We start from the raw sequence: 23,108 nt of genomic DNA, 5'->3' as shown, positions 1-23,108 counted from the left end.
ACGTTGAACGGAGGTGCGATCGGAGATGCTCGAACTCGCGGTACTCGGTTTGCTCCTCGAATCCCCGATGCATGGCTATGAGCTGCGTAAACGGCTCACCGGACTGCTCGGGGCGTTCCGCGCGTTTTCGTATGGATCGCTGTACCCGTCACTGCGCCGCATGCAGGCCGACGGTTTGATCGCTGAGGATTCGGGCCCTCCGGGAACGCTCAAACGACGCGCTCGTCGCGTCTATGCGCTCACCCCGAAGGGACGCGAACGGTTCGCCGAACTGGTCGCCGACACCGGACCGCAGAACTACACCGACGACGGCTTCGGAGTGCATCTCGCATTCTTCAGCCGGACTCCCGCGGAAGCGCGCATGCGCATCCTCGAGGGTCGTCGCCGGCAGGTGGAAGAGCGGCGCGAAGGTCTCCGAGAGGCCGTCGGACGTTCGAACCGCACAGTGGATCGCTACACCAAGCAACTCCATCAGCTGAGTCTCGAATCCAGTGAGCGTGAAGTTCGCTGGCTCAACGAACTCATCGCCGCCGAGAGTTCGGAATGGGCCGGGGAGTCGACCAAGACGTCGAGGAATCCCGGACCGTTGCCGACCGAGGCGGTTACGACAGAACCCGAAACAACTTCGGTTACACCACACAAAGAAGGGGAACCCGACCATGGGTGACAACACAGTACGCGTGGCAATTGTTGGCGTGGGTAACTGCGCCTCATCCCTGGTCCAGGGCGTGCAGTACTACAAGGATGCCGACGAGAACGCTTCCGTTCCGGGCCTCATGCACGTGAAGTTCGGCAAGTACCACGTCCGCGACGTCGAGTTCGTCGCCGCATTCGACGTGGACGCCAAGAAGGTCGGCTTCGACCTCTCGGATGCCATCTTCTCCAGCGAGAACAACACCATCAAGATCGCCGACGTGCCGCCCACCGGCGTCACCGTGCAGCGGGGCCACACCCTCGACGGACTCGGCAAGTACTACCGCGAGACCATCACCGAGGCCGACGGCGAGGGCGGCGATGTCGTCCAGACCCTGAAGGACGCCAAGGTCGACGTGCTCGTGTCCTACCTGCCCGTCGGTTCCGAGCAGGCCGACAAGTTCTACGCACAGTGCGCCATCGACGCGAACGTCGCGTTTGTCAACGCCCTCCCGGTCTTCATCGCCAGCGACCCCGTGTGGGCCAAGAAGTTCGAAGATGCCGGTGTGCCGATCGTGGGCGACGACATCAAGAGCCAGGTCGGTGCCACCATCACCCACCGCGTGATGGCGAAGCTGTTCGAGGACCGCGGTGTCACGCTGGACCGCACGTACCAGCTGAACGTCGGCGGCAACATGGACTTCAAGAATATGCTCGAGCGTGAGCGTCTCGAATCCAAGAAGGTCTCGAAGACCCAGGCCGTCACCTCGAACCTCACCGGTTCGCTGGCGGGCAAGATCGACGACAAGAACGTTCACATCGGACCGTCCGACCACGTTGCGTGGCTGGATGACCGCAAGTGGGCCTACGTCCGCCTCGAAGGTCGCGCCTTCGGCGACGTGCCGCTGAGCCTCGAGTACAAGCTCGAGGTCTGGGACTCCCCCAACTCGGCCGGCATCATCATCGACGCCGTTCGTGCGGCGAAGATCGCCAAGGACCGCGGTATCGGAGGGCCCATCCTCCCGGCCTCGGCCTACCTCATGAAGAGCCCGCCCGAGCAGCTCGCCGACGACGTCGCGCGCAAGCAGCTCGAAGCCTTCATCATCGGTGCCGATTCCTGACAAGCAGAATCGGGATCGGTGCCGACGCCTGATCTGATCCGACAAGCTCCACCCGAGAGCCGCACGCCTTCTAGAAGGTGTGCGGCTCTTGGCATTTCCGGTGCAAAACGGTCCTTCATGGCCAAAGATGTCGACTATGACGAAATGGACCACCTCTCGCCGATTGCAGTTCGCCGTCACGGCGCTCTCGGCAGTTTTCATGATGTCCGCATGCGGGGACGACAGCGGATCGTCGAGTCCGGAAGGCGACTTCTCGGGTCCGCCGCCGGCCAATTCGGCTGTGGCGGTGAGCGAGCAGCAGATCGATGACGCCATCGACCGGGTGCCCGAGCTCGCCGAGAGCATCATGTCGAAGACGAAGATCCCCGGCCTTGCGGTGGCAGTTGTGCGCGGTGGGGAGGTGGCCTTCGCCGAAGGTTTCGGGGTCAGAGAGGTCGGCAAAGACAGCAAAGTGGACGCCGACACCGTCTTTCAGATCGCGTCGCTGTCCAAGTCGGTCGGGGCCACCGTCATCGCCGAGCAGGTCGGTAAGGATGTCGTGGAATGGGAAACCCCCGTCCGTCAGAACTTGCCATCGTTCGCGATGAGCGATCCCTGGATCAGCGACCACGTGACCATCGCCGACATGTACACCCACAGGTCGGGGCTACCGCTTCACGCCGGAGACATCCTCGAAGACCTCGGCTACGGGCAGCAAGAGATCCTGAGCAAGCTCGCGCAAGAGCCGATCGAGGCGGCCGATTTCCGGGTTCACGATGCGTACACCAACTTCGGCATCACCGCGGCCGCCGAATCCGTCTCCGCCGCAGCCGGAACCGATTGGGCAACTCTGAGCCAGAACTCGCTCTACGGGCCGCTGGGCATGACCAACACCAGTTCCCGCTTCGCCGATTACATGGCGCACACCGATCGCGCGATCCCCCACACCCTGGTGGGCGACAAGTACGAGCCCAAGTTCCAGCGGGATCCCGACGCACAATCCCCGGCCGGTGGCGTCTCGTCGACGGTCAACGACCTCGCGAAGTGGATGAATCTGGTTCTCGCAGGTGGGGTACACAACGGGGAGCCGTTGGTCGAGAAGGAGCCGCTGGTCGCAGCTTTCACCAGTGAGTTCGCACACGGCCCCGGCCAGGACACGTCGTTCCGATCGGGCACGTCCGGGTACGGCGTGAACGTCAGCACCACATCGTCCGGACGCGTTATCAACAGCCACTCCGGTGCGTTCAACATGGGAGCTGCGACCAACTACGTGATGATCCCGTCCCTGAACGTGGGCATCGTGGCCCTGAGCAACGCCGGACCGATCGGTGCCGTCGAGGCCCTGACCGCCGAGTTCGTCGACCTCGTCCAGTACGGGAAGATCACGCAGGATTGGGTCAAGGGTTACGCGCAGCTGACAGCCGCTCCGGCCGAGGGTGAACTCGCCGGCAAGCAACGCCCCGCCGACGCGGCTCCGTCCGGACCGCTGCCGCGGTACGCAGGAACCTACGCCAACCCGTACTGGGGCGAGGCGACTGTGGCACCGATGCCCGACGGCAACCTGCAACTGACCATCGGACCGGACCGGGTGCAGTACACGTTGGCACCGTGGAGTGGGGACACGTGGACGTTCATCCCCACCGGCGAGATGCCGAACCCGGGCACGGTGTCGCAGGCGACGTTCAACGGCAACGCAGTGGTGCTCGAGTACTTCGACGACAACGGGCTGGGAACGTTCACGAAGTCCTGAACCGCTCTGCTGTCAGAACGAAACGACAAACACACGAAACGACGAAGACCCACCAAACACTCGGTGGGTCTCGTCAGTTAGATCGGAAAGTCTGTGGATCAGCCGACCACCGTGGTGTCGTAGTAACCGTCGCCATCGGTGTCGACGTGCACGGTGTCGATGTAGCCGTCGTTGTTGGCGTCCTCGTGCATCTCGTCGGCGAATCCGTCACCGTCGGTGTCGTACTCCTCGTAGTTGGCGATGCCGTCGCCGTCGGTGTCGGTGAGAGCGGTGTCGATGATGCCGTCTGCGTTGGTGTCGTAGTACTCGGTGGCCATGATGTCTCCTGTGACTCGGTGCTGTTGATTCTCTGTCTTGGTGAAGCAGTCAGAGATAGGAGACCTCGGTCATGGAAAATGTTCCCGCCGATTCGCGAACAATCTGGCACACGGCCGCTGGCAGTGTCTACAGCTGCCAGTGCACCGGTTGGGAGATGATGTCGCTGAGACGGCGGCGGTAGTACTTGGCGGATTCCTCGTTGAATGCGTTCATGGCCGTGGCGGTCGCCTCGGAATCCCGGTCACGCATCGCGTCGAGCACGTCCTGCTGCATCTCGATCGCGGCGAGGCGGGTGGGCATCGGATGCTCGCTGGGCTCGGCGTCGCGCACCAGCAGCCATAGCGTCTCCATCACGATTTTCAGGACCGGGTTTCCGGCTGCCTCGTACACACTGCGCTGAAAGACCGCGTTGTTCTCCTGGAAATTGGCGTAGTCGCCGGGATCCTCACGCATGCGGTCGAGCGCCAGTTGCATGGTCTCGAGCTGATCGTCGGTGACGTTCGCCGCGGCCTGACGGGCGACGATGGGCTCCATCATCAGGCGCACGTCGATGACATCGCTGATGTTGGCGCCGTTGATCTGCAGGAACAGCTTCATCGTGTTGCCGAGCGACTCGAGCTCCGGCCGTTTTGCCACCGGGCCGCCACCGATGCCGGACTTGATCGTCACGAGGTCGCGGCTTTCGAGCAGACGCAGCGCCTCCCGGACGGTCGTACGCGCCACCCCGTGCTCTGCGACCATTTCTTTCTCTGTGGGCAGCCGTTGTCCGACGACGATTCCGCCTCCGAGGATCTGATCCGCAATCACGTTGGCCACCCGCGCCGAGATCTTGGGCGCGCGCGCCCGCGGAACGCTTTGCTCGATGGTCATGTGTTTCTCCCCCGCCTCCAAGTTCGTCTCGCAGTGCTAACCATACCTACGGACATTGTGATGTGCGCCAAGTCTGTACATAGTTAGCGGGATTAGATACTGTAGTCCGTGTCAGAAAAGTACTCACGGGGGCGAGGAGGTGGTCATGTATCCCACACGGCCACCGAATGCTGCTCTGACGCAGAGCTATAGGAATGCCGGGCACTGGCGCGATCAGCCCGTCGCCCACTTCCTCGAGCAAGCCTCCGCTCGATACCCAGACGCTGTTGCGGTGATCGACGGTGCGCGTCGCATCACCTTCGGTGAACTCGACGACGCGTCGGCACGGCTCGCGGCAGCACTGCGAGGTCGCGGTGTGCGATCCGGCGACGTCGTGGCGTTCCAGCTGCCCAATTGCGCCGAGGCGGTCATCGCGTTTCAGGCCGTCATGAAGCTCGGCGCGATCGCCAACCCGATCGTTCCCATCTACCGAGGCCGGGAACTCCGATTCATTCTCGGGCAGGCTCGCGCAAAGGTGGTGCTCATCCCCGGAACGCACCGTGGCTTCGATTTCGGGGCAATGTATCGGGACCTGGTGAGCGACCTTCCCGACCTGCAGCTTGTCGTCTCCATCGAAGGAGACCCCGTCAACGCGGCAGTCGGCACCACGTTGGACGAATTGACGCAGTCAGCCACCCCGCAAGCCATTTCGGCAGTACGTAGTCTACCGCCGGCCGACCCTGACAGTATCTGCCTGTTGCTGTACACCTCTGGTACCACCGCTGACCCCAAAGGGGTTCTGCACAGCCACAACACCCTCGTCTACGAGAACCAGTCGATGATCACCTGGTTCGGATTGAACGAGCGCGACGTGATCTTCAACCCATCGCCGGTCACCCATGTGACCGGGGTGAATTGCGCGCTGACGCTGCCGTGCTTACTCGGCACAACTGTTGTGCTGCAGGATATCTGGGATGCCGATGCAGCTTTGGATCTCATCCGGTCCGAGCACGCCAGCTTCATGATCTTCTCGACGCCCTTCCTCCGGGGCCTGCTCGACGCAGCCACCGCGGCGGAGCTCGACACCCCATCCATCCGCTACATCGCTTGTGGCGGAGCCGATATTCCCGACTCGCTGACCGCCGCCGCAACCGAGCGGCTGGGTACGGTCACGAGAATGTACGGCGCCACCGAGGGCCCGTCTGTCACAGCGTCCGACCGATGGGACCCCATCTATCTGCGCACCAAGACCGATGGTCGGCCGATCTCACCCACGGAGGTGATCGTCGCCGCCGACGACGGCACGACCGTTGCCACAGGGGCGGTGGGCGAAATCCTCTGGCGAGGGCCGGACACCTTTCTCGGATACCTCGATGAGCGCCTGAACGAGACCGCCTTCACCGACGACGGTTTCTTCCGTACCGGTGACCTGGGTCGCTTCGACAGCAGCGGCGGCATCCACATCGTCGGACGTATCAAAGATGTCATCAATCGTTCGGGCGAGAAGATCAGCGCACACGACGTCGAGAACCAACTCAGCGAGCATCCGGCTGTTGTCGAGGTGGCCGTTGTCGCCGGGCCTGATAGCCGGACCGGTGAACGCGGGTGCGCGTTTGTGGTGACCCGGGATCAGCGCGATCTCACACTGCCCGAGGTGCACCGGTTTCTTCTCGAACGAGAGATCGCGGTGCAGAAGATCCCGGAGAGCGTCTTCGTGGTCGATTCGCTGCCGAAAACGGCCAGCGGCAAGGTGCAGAAGTTTGCGCTGCGCGACTGGACCCGCGATCGGGATGCGCTCCCACCCCAGATGACGGCGATGAAATTCGCCGCAACACACGAGAAGTAGGGGCCCAATGACCGTTCAGACGCCTGGAATCGGACACCTCGTCGTCTCCGAGCCCGAACCGGGTATCGCACTCGTCGAACTTGCCCGCGGCAAGGTGAACGCGATCGACACCCAGATGTACGACGAGATCGCACGAGTCTTCGACATGTTGTCCGACAACCAGGACATCCGTGCCATCGTCCTCACCGGCCGCGGCAGGATCTTCTGCGCAGGTAACGATCTCGGCAATTTCCGGGTGATGGATTCGGTAAGCGGCGACGTCGAGATGCGCAGCGTGAGACGGGCACTCTTCGGGCTGTACGACTGCGCGTTACCCGTTGTCGCTGCCATCAACGGTCCCGCTCTCGGCAGTGGACTTGCGTTGGCTTCGCTCAGCGACATCGTGGTCGCCTCCGACCGGGCGACGTTCGGCCTTCCGGAGATGGGTGTCGGCGTGCTCGGTGGAGGCCGGTTCACCGCCAGAATGCTTCCGCAGCAGGCGATGCGACGGATGCTCTTCACCGCGGAGCCCGTCGATGCAGAGACCTTGCGCAGCTGGGGTGCGCCCATCGACGTGGTACCGCATGACGAGCTCCTGGAGGTCGCGATGTCGCGTGCGCGCGTCATCGCCGCCAAGAGCCGATACGCGCTCACCCTGGCAAAGCAGTCGCTGAACGGGTGCGAAGACGTCGATCTCAAACGCGGCTACGAACTCGAACAGACCTTCACCGTGCGACTGTCGGAGCACCCCGACTCCAAGAAAGCAGTCGAGGCCCGTATCGCCGAGATGTCGAAAGGAACGAAGCCATGACCCCGAGCCCGGGATCGAGTGGATCCGTCGACGCACAGGCGATCGAGGTCGACGCATTCTCCGAAAAGTGCGTTGCGTGGCTCGACGAGCACCTCGACCGACGAGAAGCGGGGCCGGCTGTTGCCGCAGACCCGAACTACGCAATTTTCCACAATCACACTCACGACGAGGAACGCGCTCTGATCGACGCTGCCCGGGACTGGCAGCGAAAAAGGGTCGATGCCGGCTTCGGTGCCATCACCTGGGGTCCGGAATGGGGTGGCGCAGGACTGACTGCCAGCCACGAACGCGTGTACGTCGGCCTCGAGCGGCAGTACACCACGCCAGACCGTCACGAGACCGTGCTCGTCACCGTCGAGTTGGTGGCGCCCACGCTTCATGCGCTCGGTACCGAGGAGCAGCGACAGCGATTCGTCCGGCCATTCCTTCGCACCGACGAACTGTGCTGCCAGCTCTTCTCCGAGCCCGGCGCCGGTTCCGATCTGGCCGGTCTGTCCACCAAAGCTGTTGCCACCGGCGATGGTTGGCGGATCAACGGGCAGAAGGTGTGGAGTTCAGGTGCACAGTTCTCCGAGTGGGGCCTGCTCATCGCCCGCACCGACACCACCGTGGCCAAACACCGTGGCATGACGGCGTTCATGGTGCCGATGGACGCGCCCGGCGTCGATGTGCGACCCATTCGGCAGAGCTCCGGGGGATCGACCTTCAACGAGGTCTTCCTCACCGACGTCGAAATCCCCGACTCGCTGCGCATCGGTGCCGAAGGTGACGGTTGGAAGGTCGCGCTCACCACCCTTGGCTTCGAACGCAATTCGAGCGCGGGTATCGTCAGCGCCGGCGGTAACAGCGCCGATCTGGTGCGTCTGGCAAAGAGTCTGGGCATCACCGACGATGCCCTGGTACGCCAGCAATTGGCAGACGCTGCGATCTACGAGCGCGCCTCGGCACTGATGGTCGCTCGTTACGCCGAACGTGAGCAATCCGGAGCCGTTCCGGGAGTGGAGGGTTCGATCGGCAAACTCGTCTGGACCCAGAACCTCAAGCGGATCGGCGACGCCGCCGCTTCGTTCCTCGGCCCGAAGATCCTCGCCGACACCGGAGAGCCGAACACGTTCGCCTGGACCGAACACCTCCTGGGCGCACCCGGCTATCGCATAGCGGGAGGCTCTGACGAGATCCAGCGAAACATCATCGGCGAACGCGGGCTCGGACTGCCCCGCGAACCACGTTAGGAGATCGGCAATGCCTCTCGAATTGACGGTCGAACAGCGCGATCTCGAATCAAGTCTCCGGTCGTCGCTGGCCCGCACCGCAGCCGGCGACAACGTCTGGAGCTCGCTGCTGGAGATGGGTCTGACCGAGGTCCCGTTCCCGGAGAACTACGGCGGAGCAGGGTTCACCCTGAAGGACACCGCTGTGGTGATGGCCGAACTGGGCCGGTCACTCGGCGCCGGTCCGTACTTCTCCTCGGTCATCCTGGCAGGTTTCACTCTGCTGCACGCAGGTTCGAATGCTGCCAAGACACAACATCTTCCGACCATCGCGGATGGCAGCGTGACCGCAGCACTCGTGACCGGATACCCGTTTGCATCCACGTCGATCACCGCGTCCGGAGGTGACGACAACACAATCGTTCTCGACGGCGCGCAGGAGGCCGTGGTCGCCGGAGCCGACGCTGATCTGCTCGTCGTCGTCGCCGAGGGACCCTCGGGTCCGGAGTTGGCGGTCATCGGCGGTGACGCCGCGGGCGTAGTTCGCACTGTTCGGGAATCACTCGACTTCACCAGGCCACTCGCGCGGATCGAGTTCACCGGGGCGTCAGCACAGCGCGTCGGCGGCAACGACCTCGTAGCGGGTCTCGACAAGGCGCAGGCGATCGCCATCACCGCGCTCGCCGCTGAGCAGGTAGGGGCTGCACGCGCCTGCCTGGAGATGTCTGTCGACTACGCCAAGACCCGCAAGCAATTCGGTCGTGCCATCGGGTCGTTTCAGTCGATCAAACATCGACTCACCGACATGCTGGTGGCGATCGAACTGGCCGAGGCAGCTGTACTCGATGCCGCCGACGCAGATTCCCGCAGTAGCGGCGAGCTGTTCGTCGCTGCCGCGACGGCCCGAGTGCTCGCCTCCCGCGCCGCGACCTTCGCGGCCGAGGAGTCCGTGCAGATCCACGGCGGCATCGGATTCACCTGGGAGCACCCGTTGCACAGGTACTTCCGCCGGGCCAAGACGAGTGAATTGTTGTTCGGCAACACCGCCGTGCACCTGGAGGCCGTCGCTTCGGCTGTCATCTGAAGCAAGCCGTCACGCCGGGCAGCGCCTGAGTTCGGCAGGGTCGTATAGCTGCGCACACTCGCCGTTGATGGCTCTTACTCGAGGTGTTCGGAAGAATCATCGCGGTCTGCGTGATCGTTTACCGCCGGCGGTGGAGCGTCGAGTTGTCGTGATTCCGTCGATCTCTCGCGTTCATCGAGTGCGGCCTGTCGTTCGTCGATCACGCGTTGCCAGATGGCTTCGACGGTGACATCGACGTGGTGGGCACGGTTGATCCTGGGTTGTTGATCGGGGTCGATGTATTTCGGTGGGATCCAGGCGACGCGGCCGGCGTCGGGGCCGTCGCGGAGCATGATGGTTTGCCATTGATCGTCGCCGGGTCCGATCATCGCGTGATGCGGAATGCACGCCGGGGCCAGCTCGTCGATGTCGGTGTGACCGCCGTCGGCCCAGGCGGTGGTGTGGTGGATTTCGGTCCAGGAGATCGGGCTACGACAACCCGGGCTGGTGCAGCCTCGGTCTTTGGCGAACAACGCCATCCGCTGGCCTTGTTGGGCGGTGCGTTTGGCGCGTCCGAAGTAGAGAACGTCGGCGGAATGGTTGGCGAACACGGCCAACGACCAATCCGCCCGCGCGGCCAACTCCAGCGCATCCTTCACAGGCACATCGACGCCGGACGCGGTATGAGCGATACCCGCGGCCTCATCAAGCTGCTGCTTGGTCATCGTGACGATCACCTGCACCGGCAGGCCACGATGCGAATTACCCAACAACTTGTACTCCAGAATGGTCTTGAGGATCGCTTTGAACGCATCATGCTGACGCTGCGCACGCGAACGGGTGTCGCGCCCGGCCGCGGCCTCGATGATCGCCGCATCCATGGTCGGGTCGTCGACGGCACCGGTGGGTGAGTTCGGGTCGTCGGGATTGTTCATACCCGGTGCGGCCCACACATCCATGACAGTGCGAAATAACGCCAACGTTGCCGGGTCGAGGTTGCCAGTGATCTTGGCCATCATGTCCAGACCTTGATCGCCATCAGACAGACCACGGTTGCGTTTGCGGTCAGCGTCGTCGGTGAGTGATCCGTCCGGATCGACCCGCGCCAACACTTCTCGCCCACACACTTCAAGTTCGTTGGGGCCCAGGGTGCGGGCATTGTCGGTCAACCACGCATCGACCACGTCATACACTTCCGGCGCTGATTTGTGCGGAATCTTGTCGCGGACTTTGAGCATCACATCCATGTGCGCCAACCCAATCGCACCCTCGGCCAACGCTTCCGCAGCAGTCGGACATTTCGGCGGCAACGGCTGCCCCTGCATTGACAACAACACACCGGCAGCATCAAGTGCCTTCAACCGCGACGAGGCATCACCACGCGAGACCCGCAACTCACTCATCACAAACCGATGCAACGTGGAATGACCAGCCTTACGAAACAAGCCCCGATCATTGACCTCCTGCAACCGCTTGAGGCCCTGAAACGACAGTGCCCGAACAATTTTCTCGTTCACCCGCACCAACTCAGCAACCTGCACATCATCAACATCCACTGAGGACGTGGCAGCAATATCAGCCAACACATCCTGCAACTGACCATACTTCGCCACCAACAACGGAACCGACGGCGGATCTACCGTCACCGAACCACTCATGAAGCCCCCCCAGCCCCGATGAACTACTTTCTCAAAGTCTACCGCCCATCACTGGATTTGTCGAACACCTGTTCGATACGATGTGAGCCACGTCGAACACCTGCATACACACATGCCGACGCTCATCCGCCACGAGTTCTGCTCCCGCACATACGTTCTTGCGGTCCTTCGTCAGTCGATAACCAGAAGCAGGTCGCCTCCATCGACCTGTGCTGCACCACTGATGGGCACACGGCTGACAGTGCCGGAGCGGGGCGCGGTGATCGCGGCCTCCATCTTCATCGCCTCGATGCTTCCCACCAATTCACCCTGCTCGATGGCGTCGCCCTCTTTGACCGACAACGTGACCACACCGGTGAAGGGCGCCGGTACCTGCCCCGGGTCGGTGCGATCGGCCTTTTCGGCTTCGCGAGTGGTGGTCTCGACGCTGCGGTCACGTACCTGCACCGGCCGGAGCTGACCGTTGAGTATGCACAGCACGTTGCGCATGCCCTGGGCGTCGGGTTCGGAGATGGCTTCCAGACCGATCAGCAACTCCACGCCGGGTTCGAGCTGCACCCGATGCTCCTCGCCTTGCCGCAGGCCGTAGAAGTATTGATTGGTCGACAACTGCGCGGTGTCTCCGAAGTTGTCGCGGTGGTTTTCGAATTCCGTTGTCGGGCCGGGGAACAGCAGCCGGTTCAACGTCTCCCGCTTGACCTCGCTCGGCCCCGACAGTCCCGACAGATGTTGTTCCGTGAGGGGCGTGACCGCTCTTGGCTCGGCCCGACCGGCCAGCGCCCGAGACCGCAGTGGCTCGGGCCAACCACCGGCGGGGTCGCCGAGGTCGCCGCGGAGGAAGTCGATGACCGACGACGGGATGTCGTAGGAGGACGGTTCGGCTGCGAAGTCGTCGGCTGTCGCATCGGCGCCGACAAGCGCCAACGCCAGGTCGCCGACCACCTTCGACGACGGGGTCACCTTGACCAATCGGCCCAGAATCCGGTCGGCGCCGGCATAGGCCGACTCGATGTCCTCGAACCGATCGGCCAGGCCGAGCGCCGAGGCCTGCTGGCGCAGGTTGGACAGCTGCCCGCCCGGGATCTCGTGGGTGTACACGCGGCCGGTGGGTGCGGGGAGTCCTGACTCGAATGGCGCATAGTTCGAACGGATTGCGGCCCAATACGGTTCGAGGTCGCACACGGCGCTGAGATCGAGCCCGGTGTCACGTGGTGTGTGCTCGGTCGCGGCCACGATCGCCGACAGAGCCGGCTGACTGGTGGTGCCGGCCAGCGCGGCGCTGGCACCGTCGACGGCGTCGACCCCGGCGTCCCAGGCCGCGAGGTACGTGGCCAACTGACCGCCCGGGGTGTCATGGGTGTGGAGATGAACCGGTAGATCAAAACGTGAACGCAGTGCTGTGACAAGGGTGGCGGCGGCCGGGGGACGCAGCAGACCGGCCATGTCTTTGATCGCGAGAATATGTGCGCCGGCCTCCACCATTTGTTCGGCGAGTCGCAAGTAGTAGTCGAGCGTGTACAGATCCTCATCTGGATCGGTCAGATCGCCGGTGTACGACATCGCCACTTCGGCAACGGCTGTGCCCGTGTCGCGAACCGCATCGATGGCCGGGCGCATCTGGTCGACATTGTTGAGCGCATCGAAGATCCTGAAGATGTCGACACCCGTGTCTGCCGCCTCGCGAACGAACGCATGGGTCACCTCGTCGGGGTACGGCGTGTATCCCACCGTGTTCCGGCCTCGCAGCAGCATCTGGATGCAGATGTTCGGCATCGCCTCACGTAGCGCGGACAGTCGCTCCCACGGGTCTTCGTGCAGAAAGCGCAGCGCCACATCGTATGTCGCCCCTCCCCACGCCTCCACAGACAGCAGATGCGGGGTCATCCGGGCCACATAGGGCGCAACGGCGACAAGATCACGGGTTCGTACGCGCGTTGCCAATAAGGACTGATGGGCATCCCGGAATGTGGTGTCGGTGACGGCCAGAGCCGTCGAGCGACGGAGGTCTGCGGCGAACGCCGTCGGTCCGAGGCGGAGCAGCCGATCCCGCGACCCGGCCGGAGGTGGGTTGCCGACGTCCACCGCCGGCAGCTTGTCGACGGCGTAGACGGTGGACGGACGCTCGCCGTGTGGCCGGTTGACGGTGATGTCTGCGAGGTAGCGGAGGATGCGAGTGCCCCGGTCCGCGGAGACGTTCTGGGTCAACAGTTCCGGGTGATTCTCGATGAAGGACGTGTCGACCCTCCAGGCCAGGAAGTCGGGATTGTCCAGGACTGCCTGCAGGAAAGGGATGTTGGTCGCCACGCCACGTACACGGAACTCGGCGATCGCCCGCCGGGCGCGGGCCGCTGCGGTGGCGAAGTCGCGTCCTCGGCAGGTGAGTTTGACCAACATCGAGTCGAAATGCGAACCGATCTCCGACCCGAGTCCGACACTGCCGTCCAATCGGACGCCGGAGCCGCCAGGTGTGCGATAGGCCGTGACCCGGCCGGTGTCGGGGCGGAACCCGTCGGTGGGATCCTCGGTGGTGATCCGGCACTGCATGGCAGCGCCGCGGATCTCGATGGAGTCCTGCGTCAGGCCAAGGTCGGTCAGCAACTCGCCCGATGCGATACGCAGTTGCGCCGCAACCAGATCGACATCGGTGATCTCCTCGGTGACGGTGTGCTCCACCTGGATCCGCGGGTTCATCTCGATGAAGACGTGATTGCCGTACGGGTCCAGGAGGAACTCCACGGTGCCTGCGCAGGTGTATCCGATGTGCCGAGCGAACTTCACCGCGTCAGCGCAGATACGTTCGCGCAGTTCGGGATCGAGACCTGGCGCGGGCGCCACCTCGACAACTTTCTGGTGTCGCCGCTGCAACGAGCAGTCCCGCTCGAAGAGGTGGATGACCTCGCCGCTGCTGTCACCCAGGATCTGGACCTCGATGTGCCGGGGGTTGACCACCGCCTGTTCGAGGAAGACGGTCCCGTCTCCGAACGCCGTGTGCGCCTCTCTCGATGCAGCCTCGATGGAAGACCGGAGTGACTCCGGGTCGGCGACACGTCGCATTCCTCGGCCGCCGCCGCCGGCAACTGCCTTGACGAACACAGGGAAGTGCATTCCCTCCGCTGCGGCGACCAGCTCGTCGACATCATCGGATGGCGCACAGGAGGCCAGCACCGGCAGCCCGGCGGCTCGGGCGGCGGCCACAGCGTGCGACTTGTCTCCGGTCAGCCGGAGTATGTCCGCTGACGGGCCGACGAAGGTGATCCCCGCAGCTGCACAGGCAGCGGCCAGGTCCGGGTTCTCGGAGAGGAAACCGTATCCGGGGTAGATCGCGTCGGCACCAGCACGTTGTGCGGCCGAGATGATCTCGTCGACAGAGAGGTAGGCGCGAACAGGATGGCCTGGTTCACCGATCTGATACGCCTCGAACCCTTTGGCGCGATGGGCCGAGTTGCGGTCTTCGTACGGGTAGACGGCAACCGTGGACGCACCCAGTTCAACGGCGGCACGAAATGCGCGGACCGCGATCTCGCCACGGTTGGCGACCAGGACCTTTGTGAACATGGGCGTTCCTCTCTTGTCGGGACGATGCCGGGAACGGCGAATCACACCGCACGGGCAGGCACGGTGGGGCGAGGTATGTGAGCTGAGTCTCTCACGTTTTACCATCACTTACTAGATGGACAGTCAAGTTAGTCAGAATCGGCGGTCGGCTGAGAATGTTGCTCAACTTGCTGCGCAATATCTCTGTACATGTTTCTATTTGGGCGATGTTTCTATAGTGTGACTTGAAATACAGTCCGTCAGCTGCCCTCAGGAGGACTCGATGAGCAACGCGCCACGCGCCGACCACTGGATCACCGATTGGGAGTTCAGTGAGCGCTACCCCGTCTACACGCGGGCCAACGCGGGAGAGGTCCTGCCCGACCCGTCGAGTCCGCTGAACGTGACCCTCGTGTGGAACAAAGGCCTCAACATCGGGTGGCGCGAAGGCTACGTCGAGCACCTCGGAACCCACCTGGCCTCCGAGATCGACGAGACGATGCCCGAGATCATCGGTAACTTCGGCGGCTACCACTACACCAACTTCTCGATGACCGAACTCAACGGCGCTCGTCTACCTGGCCTGACCGTGCCGGTGTGGAACCGCCTCTGGGTGGGCGACCACCCCGACCTGCCGGAGTACGAGCCGAAACCGGGCCACGAGAACGCTGAACTGACCGCGGGTCTTGCCGAGAAGACGGCGTGGGCATTGACCACCGATACGTATCCCGAGGCCGAAGAGACCAAGCGCCGCGCCGACCTCGCGCGTGAGCAGCGTCCTGACCTCAGCAGCCTGAGCGACCAGGAATTGGTCGACCACGCAAGATCATTCGTTCCCGACCTGGTCTTCTGCTACGCCTATCACCCGGTCACCACCACACTGTCCACGATGGGACCGGCAGTGGCCGGCGCCCTGCTCGAGTCCATCGGTGAGAGCGACAAACTCGGCGATCTGCTGAGCGGATTGGGCGGTGTCGATTCGGCCGCTCCGTCTTTCGCTATGTGGAAGATGGGCCGCCTTGTCGCTGCCTCCGACGAGCTGACCACCATCTTCGACGGCGGTCTCGCCACTGTGCTCGACGCGGTCGACGCCAGTGATTCCCCCGACGTCAAGCAGTTCCGCATCGACTTCGACGACTTCTTGTACAAGTACGGCTCCCGGGCACCGAACGAATGGGACATCCGTTCGGACAGCTGGGAGACCAAACCTGTTCTCGCACTGATGGCGATCAACGGCATGCGTCTGAGTCCCGACGATGCCGATCCAGAGCTGATCCTCGAGCGCAACCAGGCCAAGCGCATCGCGCTCACGGCCGAACTCGCCGACAAGATGCCCGATGCAGACACCCGCCAGAGCTTCCTCGATGCAGCCAAGTCGATCACCAAGTTCATGCCATGGCGCGAACGAACCAAGACATCGTGCGTCAAGGTGATGGGTGAGATGAGAGCGGCACTTTACGAATTGGGGCACCGCATGGTCGCTCGCGGAGTGATGGACGACCACCACGACATCACCATGCTGCTCGACACCGAGCTCGACGACTTCGCTGCCGACCCCGAGTCGTTCTCGGCCACCATCGCCGAGCGTCGCGAGCAATACCTCCAGTTGTTCGACCTGGAACCGCCGTTCTTCCTGTTCGAGCCTCTCCCCCTGTCACAGTGGCCGCGCCGGACCGAACACAAATCGGAGCCCGCCCTGCCGGGCGACACTCTCAGTGGCGTGGGAGGCGCTCCGGGCGTGAGCCGGGGCCGAGCTCGAGTTCTTCACGACCCCTATGACGCAGGCGATCTCGCCGAGGGCGACATCATCGTCGCACCGCAGACGGACCCGGCCTGGACCCCGTTGTTCGTCTTTGCCGGTGGCGTGGTGGTAAACGTCGGGGCCACCATCACCCACTCGTCGATCGTCTGCCGCGAACTGGGCATTCCCTGTGCGGTCTCGGTCCAGGATGCGACCGCACGCATCCCCGACGGCGCGATGATCGAGGTGGACGGCAACACCGGGACAGTGACCGTACTGTGACCCTGAAGGTCGGTCTCACCCTCCCCCAGCTCGGAGAACACGTCGACGCGACGGCGGTGCGCGACTTCGCCGTTGCCGCAGAGGAACTGGGCTTTGGCAGCCTGTGGGTTCAGGAGCACCTGTTCTACCCAGAGCAGAACGAATCGATCTACGGCGGCAGGCACACCACCACCGTGCACCCGGCCTACCGCTCCGTGCTCGGCGCCACCGAGCTCATGGCGTTTGTTGCCGCGTGCACACAGAAGGCGATGATCGGCAGCAGCATCCTGGTTGCCGGGTATCACCGACCCATCGAACTGGCTCAGCGTCTTTCGACGCTCGATGTGCTGTCCGGCGGCCGACTGGTCGCTGGGCTCGGCGCGGGCTGGTCAGACGAAGAGCACGGACAGATGGATGTGGATCCGCGCACACGCGGACGACGGATGAGCGAGTTGGTCGCGGCTGTCCAAGCATGTTGGGGCCCCGACCCTGTCGAGTTCTCAGGCGACTTCTTCAACATTCCCAGGTCGGTGGTTCGGCCCAAGCCGGTGCAGCAGCCTCACCCGCCGCTGTTGTCCGGGCTGCGTTCGGCCGCTGGATTGGCCCGTACCGCAGCATTGTTCGACATCTGGAATCCCAGCAGCGGGTCCGCGGAGGCGTTGCTCGATCAACTGCAGACCATGCGCGAGGTACGGCCGGATCAGCTCGCCCCCGTACGCCTCTTCTTGCGCTCGTACCTGCAGCGGCCGACCGATGCGGTCGGTTCCGGTGGCCAGGGTGTCGACGGCGTCCGCCGCGACATCCGGACGGCAGTCGCTGCCGGGGCCGAACAGTTCATCGTCGAGATCAATTTCTGGGACGAGATGCGGTCCACCCGAGACTGGGCACAGGCACCCGCGCGGCTGGCCACCTTGCTCGAGACCGCCGAAGAAGAGTCGGCAGCAGCACAATTGGCGAAGGAGAGTGTGTAAGTGAAGGCAGCGGTGTGGGCCGGAGACGGCCCCGACCTCACGATCGAAGACATCCCCCGACCCGAGCCACGCCGTGGCGAGATTCTTCTCAAGGTCACCGCCTGCGGCGTGTGCCACACCGACCTGCACGTGCTCAAGTCGGAGGTGAAGTTCCCGGCGCCCGCAGTACTCGGGCACGAGGTCTCCGGCGTGGTGGAGCAGATCGGCGATGGCGTGGACAACGTTGCTGTCGGCGACCGGGTCGTCTGCAGTTTCATCATGCCCTGTGGCGACTGTCGTCACTGCGTGCGCGGACTGGAAGACCTGTGCGAGAAGTTCTTTGCGCACAATCGACTGAACGGCACTCTCTACGACGGCGAGACCCGGCTGGCGCGCGAGGACGGTACGTCGCTTGCGATGTACTCGATGGGCGGGTTGGCCGAGTTCTGCGTGGTCCCGGCGTCTGACGCCTTCAAGGTTCCGGATGGTGTAGGCCTCGGTGAGGTGTCGATTCTGGGATGCAGCTCGTTCACCGCGCTGGGCGCGGTCAACAATGCAGAGCTCGAACTCGGTGACCGCATCGCAGTGATCGCTGCCGGAGGCGTGGGGTCGTCGATCGTACAGTTCGCTGCGGCCGCCGGAGTGGCGCAGATCATCGTCATCGACGTCAACGACGAGAAGCTCAAAGCCGTTGCCGCACTGGGTGCAACTCATACCATCAATTCCAGCACCACCGACGTGGTCGCCGAGGTTCGGGCGCTGACCGACGGCCACGGTGTTGACGTGGCCTTCGAGGCGTTGGGCAACAAACACACCTTCGCCACGGCGATGGAGATCCTCGACGACGGTGGTCGCGCCGTGGTGGTCGGCATCGCCCCCGCCGGCTCTGCGGGAGAAATCGACCTCGCCCGGCTCGTTCGCCGCAAGCTGGAGATCCATGGTTCGTATGGAGCCAAGGCACGGCGGGACATGCCGGCACTGCTCCGCATGGTCTCGGGCGGCATCGTCGAGCCCGAGCGCGTCATCACCCGTCGGTACACGCTCGAGCAGGCGGACGAGGCGTACAAGGCTCTCGCGCGCGGCGAGATCGTGGGACGTGCGATCATCGAGATGCCGTCATGACCCAGGCCGAGAACGGTTCGGATGCAACCCGACTCGTCGCGGTCGTGACAGGTGCTGCCTCCGGCATCGGCCGGGCCGCCGCCGAGCTGATCCTCGAACGCGGCGGTCGCGTGGTCGCGTTCGACCGGTCGGCCGACAGCCTGGACTGGCTCAGCGGCAACGACCACGCGGTGCCCTTCGTCGGCGACGTCACGCTGAGCGTCGACAACCGCGACGCGATGTCGGTGGCCGTCGAGTCATTCGGGACCCTCGATGCGCTGATCCTGAATGCCGGAGTTCCGGCGTCGGGTTCGATCGAGACCCTCGACATGGATGTCTTCGACCGGTCGATCGACGTCAATCTCCGCGCGGTGGCCCTCGGTATCCGCGAATCGATCCCCTTCTTCCGCCGGGCGGGCGGCGGTTCTGTGGTGATCACCTCGTCCGCCACCGCCATGGGTGGCGAGCCGAACCGGTGGCCCTATGCCGCGGCCAAGGCGGGCGTCGTCAATCTCGCCAAGTCACTGGCACTGGACTTGGCCAACGACTCGATCCGGATCAATTGCGTCTGCCCGGGGCCCATCAGCACGGGCATGACCAAACGCATCGAAGAGAACACGCCCGAGCGGTACGAGTCGCTCAAAGCCATGGTGCCGCTGCATCGTTGGGGTACCGCACGTGAGGTCGCCGAGGTGATCGCGTTTCTCGCCTCACCGCTGGCGTCGTTCGTGACGGGAACCGCGATCCCGGTCGATGGCGGCGCCACTTGTGGGAGCGGTCAGACCATCCCGGTACCTGCGCGCTGATTCACCCACCCGGCGTCGGCGTGGCCGACGCGGTCGTGGGGGTCGGTGCCCCCGCAGACGACGGTGCCGCTGCCGGGTCAGCTCCGGGCACCGATCCCGTGCCGTAGAACACCGGCATGATGGCTTTGAGGATCGTCAATGCCGAACCCTCGCCTGTGGGCACGGTGGCCAGATTGGTACCGATCGTGATCGTGAGTCCACTGCTCGGGTCGTGGCCCATGAATGTCATGAACCCAGGAATCTGTCCGTCGTGTCCGGTCAACTCAGGACCGAAGCGGGCGATGCCGAGTCCGTAACCGGCAGCGGCCGGGTTGCCCGGATCGGTCGGGGTGATGCTGGACAGCCGTATCTGCTGCATCTGCGGGTCGAGCAGACCACCACCCACCAAAGCGCGGACGTAGGTCGCCAGATCGCCCATCGTCGATATCGCTCCACCCGCGGTCCACGCCCACGACGGGTTGGCGTCGGTTTCATTGTTGGGCTTGAGCGTTCCGTTCAGGGCCAGCGGCTGCTCCGCAGCGGGCAATTCGTATGTGTTGATGGTCGACACGTTGGTACCGAACGAGTACCCGTTCGGGTGCGGGTCCGGGATGGCAGCATCCGGGGGCAGCGGCAGCGAGGTGTTCTTCAGTCCGAGCGGCTCGAAGATGCGCTCGGAGAACGCTGCGGAAGCGGTCTTTCCGGTGATCTGCTCGATCAGCAACCCGAGAAGAACGATGTTGGTGTTGCAATAGTCGAACCGCGCGCCCGGTTCGAACTGGACCTCGTGGGAGAACGCGATATCCAGGAGTTCCTGGGGCCGCCAGACCTTGCCGGGGTCAGCGTCGAGAGTCGCATTGAAGCCGGCGTCGAGGGTGTAACTGTAGAGCCCGCTCCGCATTTCCGACAGCTGGGCCACGGTGATGCGGTCGCCGTTCGGAACGCCGGGAATGTACTTACCGATCGGGTCATCCAGTGCGAGCTTGCCTTCCTGGACCAGTTGCAGGATCACCGTCGACGTCATCGTCTTGGTGTTGCTGCCGACCCTGAAGTGGTCATCGACGGTCATCGGTTCGTTCGCTCCGATGGTGCGCGTTCCGAAAGCCTGTGCCCAATCACCGTGACCGGGCCAACTGACCATGACAACCGAACCGGGAATGACGTTGTCCGCCATGGTCTTCTCGATCAGCGGCGCCAGAGTGGCCGCGAACTGTGGCGGGGCCGGAGTTGAACTCGTAACCGACGACGGGCCGGCCGAAGGGGATGGCGACTGCGAATTGCTGTCGGAAGTACTGCACGCAGTGGCGATGACGCACACCGCGACGAGTGAAGTTCCCATGAGCTTGCCGGCACGAATCATCTGCGTTCCTCATCCAGGTCGAATCAGAAGGAGACTACCTGGTGTTGAGCGCTTCCATACAGCAACCGTGGCGACTGGCATACCCGTCGGCCACCACCCGCGTACTACCTCCTCGGATCCACCAGAACCTTTGCGTGACGACTCTTTCCCGAATCCAGTTCGGCGAACATGGGCACCAGCTCATCGAGGCCGATGGTGCCCGTGTGCAGGGAGCGCACATCCACCCGGCCGGCGGCGATGAGTGTCATGGCGCCGAGGAAGTCCTCGTGCGAATATGCCAGGGAACCGATCACCGTCAGCTCTCGGCTCTGCCAGTCTCCATAGCTCACCGACGAATTGGTACCCGGGTAGCCCAGCAGTGCGAGGGTTCCGCCTCGACGGACCAGTTCGGCAGAGGGCTGGAGCAATTCGGCCACGCCTGTGCATTCGAAGAGCACATCCGCGCCCAGTCCATCGGTGGCCGCGGTGAGCAGCGCCTTCAGATCGCCCGGCTCGACCACCTCGGTGAACCCCAGATCGACGGCCGCCGAGCGTCGAGCGGGCGAAGGCTCGCTCACGATGATCCTGCCGGCACCCGCCACCCTCGCATGCTGGGCGGTGAGCAGACCGATCGGTCCCGCTCCCTGCACCACCACGGCGGCACCGAGGCGAATACCGGCGCGCTTGACCGCGTGGAAGGTGACGGTGGCCGGCTCCATCAGGGCCGCCTCCTCGTCGGAGATCGTGTCTGGGATCGGAATGGCCCTGCGCGCAGACACTTTGACCTTGGTCGCGAACCCGCCGTGAACAGGGGCGTCGTCGGTGATCCCGTTGGCTTCGGCGAACGCGAGGTCGCAGTGAGCCGCATGCCCGGCGCGACATTGAGCGCACCGGCCACACGCCGGCCCGACGCCGGCGACCACACGTTGCCCGACCGAGAGTCCGGTGACCTTCTCACCGACCGCGCTGATCGTTCCCATCCACTCGTGTCCGAAGACGGCAGGCGGCAGGCCGGCGGATGCGTAGCCGTGGGTATCGGTGGCGCAGATTCCGCAATAGCCGATGTCGACGATCACGCCGTTCGGCGCTGGCACCGGGTCGGCCTCCAGCGCGGTTTCTGCTGTCTGCGGCGCCACCATGTGTATGTACTTGTTCGGTCCGTCGGTAACCATGCTCTTCACTTCCCGCTCATGCGCTCGACCACGGGCGCAAACTGTTCGTAGGCCCTATCACCGATCGTAAAGTAGGAGAATCCGAACTCCTCGCGTCTTTGTTCGAGCTGCTCGCAGATGTCATCGACGGACCCGACGAGAGCATGCGGAAATGCCCGGAGCTCAGCTCCGCTGAAGCCGGTGCGATCGATCAAGGCCTCTTCGGTGACGTCAGTCTTGCCCTCGATCGCCACGAAATACGCGCCGGTCTCGATCTCGATGTCTTCGAACCGATCGCCGGCGCCGTCCCGAACCCAGCCCATCTTCTTGAGGGTCTCTTCGACGGTGGAGGTGAGCACACTGTCCGAACCCAGGACACCCGAACGGTTGTTGAAGTTGATGCTCACGATGTCGGCGGTCCTACCGGCGAGCGTCAGGACCCGGCGAGCGCCACCTCCGACCATGATCGGAGGCGCGGTCTCGGGTACGGGCAGCGGAGCAAACCCCGTGGCCTTGACGATCTTGCCGTCCACGTCGATCTGCTCGCCCCGGAACTGCTGGGCGATGAGTTCGATCGTCTCCTCGAGACGGTCCACCCGGGACCCCGCCGAAGGGAAATCGATACCCATGGCTTCGTATTCGGCCCCCAGCCATCCCGCTCCCAACCCGATCTCGATCCGGCCCGGCGCGAACATCGCAAGCGTTGCAGTCTCTTTGGCCAGCACAACCGGTTCGTGGTAACTGGTGCAGAACATTCGGCACCCCACCTTCAGGGTCTCGGTCACCTCGGCCGCCACGGCCATGCTCGTGATCGGGGCCATCGTCACCGGCCGGTGGCCGGTGGGATCCAGGGCAGCGCCAGGCCCGATGTAGTGATCTGAGACGTGAAGCGCCGAATAGCCCATGTCCTCGACCTTGTGGGCCACATCGCGCCACTGTCTGCCAGTGTTCGCGCGGTAGACCTGCGCAGCGAATCGAAACGGGCGGGTCTGATGTGTCATGACTTCCACTTTCGTCCTGTTGTGTGT

At 63.9% G+C, this 23,108-nt stretch carries 18 protein-coding genes; 11 read left to right on the top strand and 7 right to left on the bottom strand.

The features are described 5' to 3' along the window. Positions 1-25 precede the first annotated feature (25 nt). The 3 genes from W823_RS0129340 (at position 26) to W823_RS44185 (ending at position 3,483) form a co-directional block, all read left to right on the top strand. Positions 26-667 carry a PadR family transcriptional regulator gene (locus W823_RS0129340; RefSeq protein ID WP_038253268.1) on the top strand — a complete coding sequence of 214 codons (642 nt, stop codon included), beginning with the start codon at positions 26-28 and terminating at the stop codon, positions 665-667. Further along, positions 660-1,754, top strand: coding sequence for an inositol-3-phosphate synthase (locus W823_RS44190; RefSeq protein ID WP_023958668.1), 1,095 nt, complete (start codon positions 660-662; stop codon positions 1,752-1,754). The genes W823_RS0129340 and W823_RS44190 overlap by 8 nt, the downstream gene beginning before the upstream one ends. Positions 1,755-1,890: 136 nt before the next feature. Then, positions 1,891-3,483 carry a serine hydrolase gene (locus W823_RS44185; RefSeq protein WP_023958666.1) on the top strand — a complete coding sequence of 531 codons (1,593 nt, stop codon included), beginning with the start codon at positions 1,891-1,893 and terminating at the stop codon, positions 3,481-3,483. Positions 3,484-3,581: 98 nt separating this feature from the next. Here the strand turns inward: W823_RS44185 and W823_RS44180 are convergent, their stop codons facing one another. Both W823_RS44180 and W823_RS44175 read right to left on the bottom strand, forming a co-directional pair. Continuing rightward, positions 3,582-3,800: a hypothetical protein gene (locus W823_RS44180; RefSeq protein ID WP_023958664.1), complete on the bottom strand. Its 219-nt coding sequence runs from the start codon at positions 3,798-3,800 to the stop codon at positions 3,582-3,584. Positions 3,801-3,927: 127 nt separating this feature from the next. Further along, a complete protein-coding gene (locus tag W823_RS44175) occupies positions 3,928-4,671 on the bottom strand; it encodes a FadR/GntR family transcriptional regulator (RefSeq protein ID WP_023958662.1) in 744 nt (247 codons plus the stop codon). A gap of 145 nt (positions 4,672-4,816) precedes the next feature. Between W823_RS44175 and W823_RS44170 the strand changes: the two genes are divergently transcribed. From W823_RS44170 to W823_RS44155, 4 genes are read left to right on the top strand one after another with little or no spacing between them, the layout of a single operon-like run. Continuing rightward, the gene (locus tag W823_RS44170; RefSeq protein ID WP_023958660.1) at positions 4,817-6,496 is read left to right on the top strand and encodes an AMP-binding protein; all 1,680 of its coding nucleotides are present in this window, start codon (positions 4,817-4,819) and stop codon (positions 6,494-6,496) included. A 7-nt stretch (positions 6,497-6,503) separates the two neighbouring features. Continuing rightward, a complete protein-coding gene (locus W823_RS44165; RefSeq protein WP_023958658.1) occupies positions 6,504-7,286 on the top strand; it encodes an enoyl-CoA hydratase-related protein in 783 nt (260 codons plus the stop codon). Beyond that, positions 7,283-8,518 carry an acyl-CoA dehydrogenase family protein gene (locus W823_RS44160; RefSeq protein ID WP_023958656.1) on the top strand — a complete coding sequence of 412 codons (1,236 nt, stop codon included), beginning with the start codon at positions 7,283-7,285 and terminating at the stop codon, positions 8,516-8,518. Before W823_RS44165 ends, W823_RS44160 begins: the two co-directional genes overlap by 4 nt. 10 nt (positions 8,519-8,528) lie before the next feature. Further along, complete coding sequence (locus W823_RS44155; RefSeq protein WP_023958654.1) at positions 8,529-9,581, top strand: acyl-CoA dehydrogenase family protein; 1,053 nt, start codon at positions 8,529-8,531, stop codon at positions 9,579-9,581. 74 nt (positions 9,582-9,655) lie between these two features. Here W823_RS44155 and W823_RS44150 read toward each other — a convergent pair whose 3' ends face one another. Together W823_RS44150 and W823_RS44145 are read right to left on the bottom strand one after the other, a co-directional pair. Continuing rightward, complete coding sequence (locus W823_RS44150; protein WP_161634014.1) at positions 9,656-11,206, bottom strand: HNH endonuclease signature motif containing protein; 1,551 nt, start codon at positions 11,204-11,206, stop codon at positions 9,656-9,658. A 183-nt stretch (positions 11,207-11,389) separates the two neighbouring features. After that, positions 11,390-14,773, bottom strand: a complete 3,384-nt coding sequence (locus W823_RS44145; RefSeq protein WP_023958650.1) for a pyruvate carboxylase — start codon at positions 14,771-14,773, stop codon at positions 11,390-11,392. 262 nt (positions 14,774-15,035) lie between these two features. Between W823_RS44145 and W823_RS44140 the strand changes: the two genes are divergently transcribed. Genes W823_RS44140 through W823_RS44125 form a run of 4 tightly spaced genes read left to right on the top strand, consistent with a single transcriptional unit; the run spans position 15,036 to position 19,611 of the window. After that, positions 15,036-16,775, top strand: a complete 1,740-nt coding sequence (locus W823_RS44140; RefSeq protein ID WP_023958648.1) for a PEP-utilizing enzyme — start codon at positions 15,036-15,038, stop codon at positions 16,773-16,775. After that, positions 16,772-17,725 (top strand): TIGR03619 family F420-dependent LLM class oxidoreductase, encoded by a 954-nt coding sequence (locus W823_RS44135; RefSeq protein WP_023958646.1) that lies wholly within the window; start codon positions 16,772-16,774, stop codon positions 17,723-17,725. The genes W823_RS44140 and W823_RS44135 overlap by 4 nt, the downstream gene beginning before the upstream one ends. Continuing rightward, positions 17,726-18,826 (top strand): zinc-binding dehydrogenase, encoded by a 1,101-nt coding sequence (locus W823_RS44130; protein WP_023958644.1) that lies wholly within the window; start codon positions 17,726-17,728, stop codon positions 18,824-18,826. After that, entirely contained in the window at positions 18,823-19,611 is a 789-nt protein-coding gene (locus tag W823_RS44125; RefSeq protein WP_023958642.1) for an SDR family NAD(P)-dependent oxidoreductase, read from the top strand. Before W823_RS44130 ends, W823_RS44125 begins: the two co-directional genes overlap by 4 nt. A gap of 1 nt (position 19,612) precedes the next feature. On the opposite strand, the gene W823_RS44120 is transcribed toward W823_RS44125, so the two are convergent. From W823_RS44120 to W823_RS44110, 3 genes are all read right to left on the bottom strand, one after another. Further along, positions 19,613-20,950, bottom strand: a complete 1,338-nt coding sequence (locus tag W823_RS44120) for a serine hydrolase (protein ID WP_038253265.1) — start codon at positions 20,948-20,950, stop codon at positions 19,613-19,615. A gap of 104 nt (positions 20,951-21,054) precedes the next feature. Then, positions 21,055-22,101 (bottom strand): zinc-binding dehydrogenase, encoded by a 1,047-nt coding sequence (locus W823_RS44115; RefSeq protein WP_031332427.1) that lies wholly within the window; start codon positions 22,099-22,101, stop codon positions 21,055-21,057. Positions 22,102-22,106: 5 nt separating this feature from the next. After that, positions 22,107-23,081, bottom strand: a complete 975-nt coding sequence (locus W823_RS44110) for a TIGR03621 family F420-dependent LLM class oxidoreductase (protein WP_023958636.1) — start codon at positions 23,079-23,081, stop codon at positions 22,107-22,109. Positions 23,082-23,108 lie beyond the last annotated feature (27 nt).

The organism is Williamsia sp. D3, assembly GCF_000506245.1.
Lineage (GTDB): Bacteria > Actinomycetota > Actinomycetes > Mycobacteriales > Mycobacteriaceae > Williamsia > Williamsia muralis.
Note: the sequence above shows the minus strand (reverse complement) of the source record. Positions and strands in the feature narration are given on the sequence as shown.

Excerpts from the sequence above, each read along its gene's own strand:
- W823_RS44170 (WP_023958660.1), top strand. The coding sequence starts at position 4,817 with ATGTATCCCACACGGCCACCGAATGCTGCTCTGACGCAGAGCTATAGG.
- W823_RS44185 (WP_023958666.1), top strand. The coding sequence starts at position 1,891 with ATGACGAAATGGACCACCTCTCGCCGATTGCAGTTCGCCGTCACGGCG.
- W823_RS44140 (WP_023958648.1), top strand. The coding sequence starts at position 15,036 with ATGAGCAACGCGCCACGCGCCGACCACTGGATCACCGATTGGGAGTTC.
- W823_RS44175 (WP_023958662.1), bottom strand. The coding sequence starts at position 4,671 with ATGACCATCGAGCAAAGCGTTCCGCGGGCGCGCGCGCCCAAGATCTCG.
- W823_RS44115 (WP_031332427.1), bottom strand. The coding sequence starts at position 22,101 with ATGGTTACCGACGGACCGAACAAGTACATACACATGGTGGCGCCGCAG.
- W823_RS44190 (WP_023958668.1), top strand. The coding sequence starts at position 660 with ATGGGTGACAACACAGTACGCGTGGCAATTGTTGGCGTGGGTAACTGC.
- W823_RS44110 (WP_023958636.1), bottom strand. The coding sequence starts at position 23,081 with ATGACACATCAGACCCGCCCGTTTCGATTCGCTGCGCAGGTCTACCGC.
- W823_RS44160 (WP_023958656.1), top strand. The coding sequence starts at position 7,283 with ATGACCCCGAGCCCGGGATCGAGTGGATCCGTCGACGCACAGGCGATC.
- W823_RS44125 (WP_023958642.1), top strand. The coding sequence starts at position 18,823 with ATGACCCAGGCCGAGAACGGTTCGGATGCAACCCGACTCGTCGCGGTC.
- W823_RS44145 (WP_023958650.1), bottom strand. The coding sequence starts at position 14,773 with ATGTTCACAAAGGTCCTGGTCGCCAACCGTGGCGAGATCGCGGTCCGC.
- W823_RS44155 (WP_023958654.1), top strand. The coding sequence starts at position 8,529 with ATGCCTCTCGAATTGACGGTCGAACAGCGCGATCTCGAATCAAGTCTC.
- W823_RS44120 (WP_038253265.1), bottom strand. The coding sequence starts at position 20,950 with ATGATTCGTGCCGGCAAGCTCATGGGAACTTCACTCGTCGCGGTGTGC.
- W823_RS44180 (WP_023958664.1), bottom strand. The coding sequence starts at position 3,800 with ATGGCCACCGAGTACTACGACACCAACGCAGACGGCATCATCGACACC.
- W823_RS44165 (WP_023958658.1), top strand. The coding sequence starts at position 6,504 with ATGACCGTTCAGACGCCTGGAATCGGACACCTCGTCGTCTCCGAGCCC.
- W823_RS0129340 (WP_038253268.1), top strand. The coding sequence starts at position 26 with ATGCTCGAACTCGCGGTACTCGGTTTGCTCCTCGAATCCCCGATGCAT.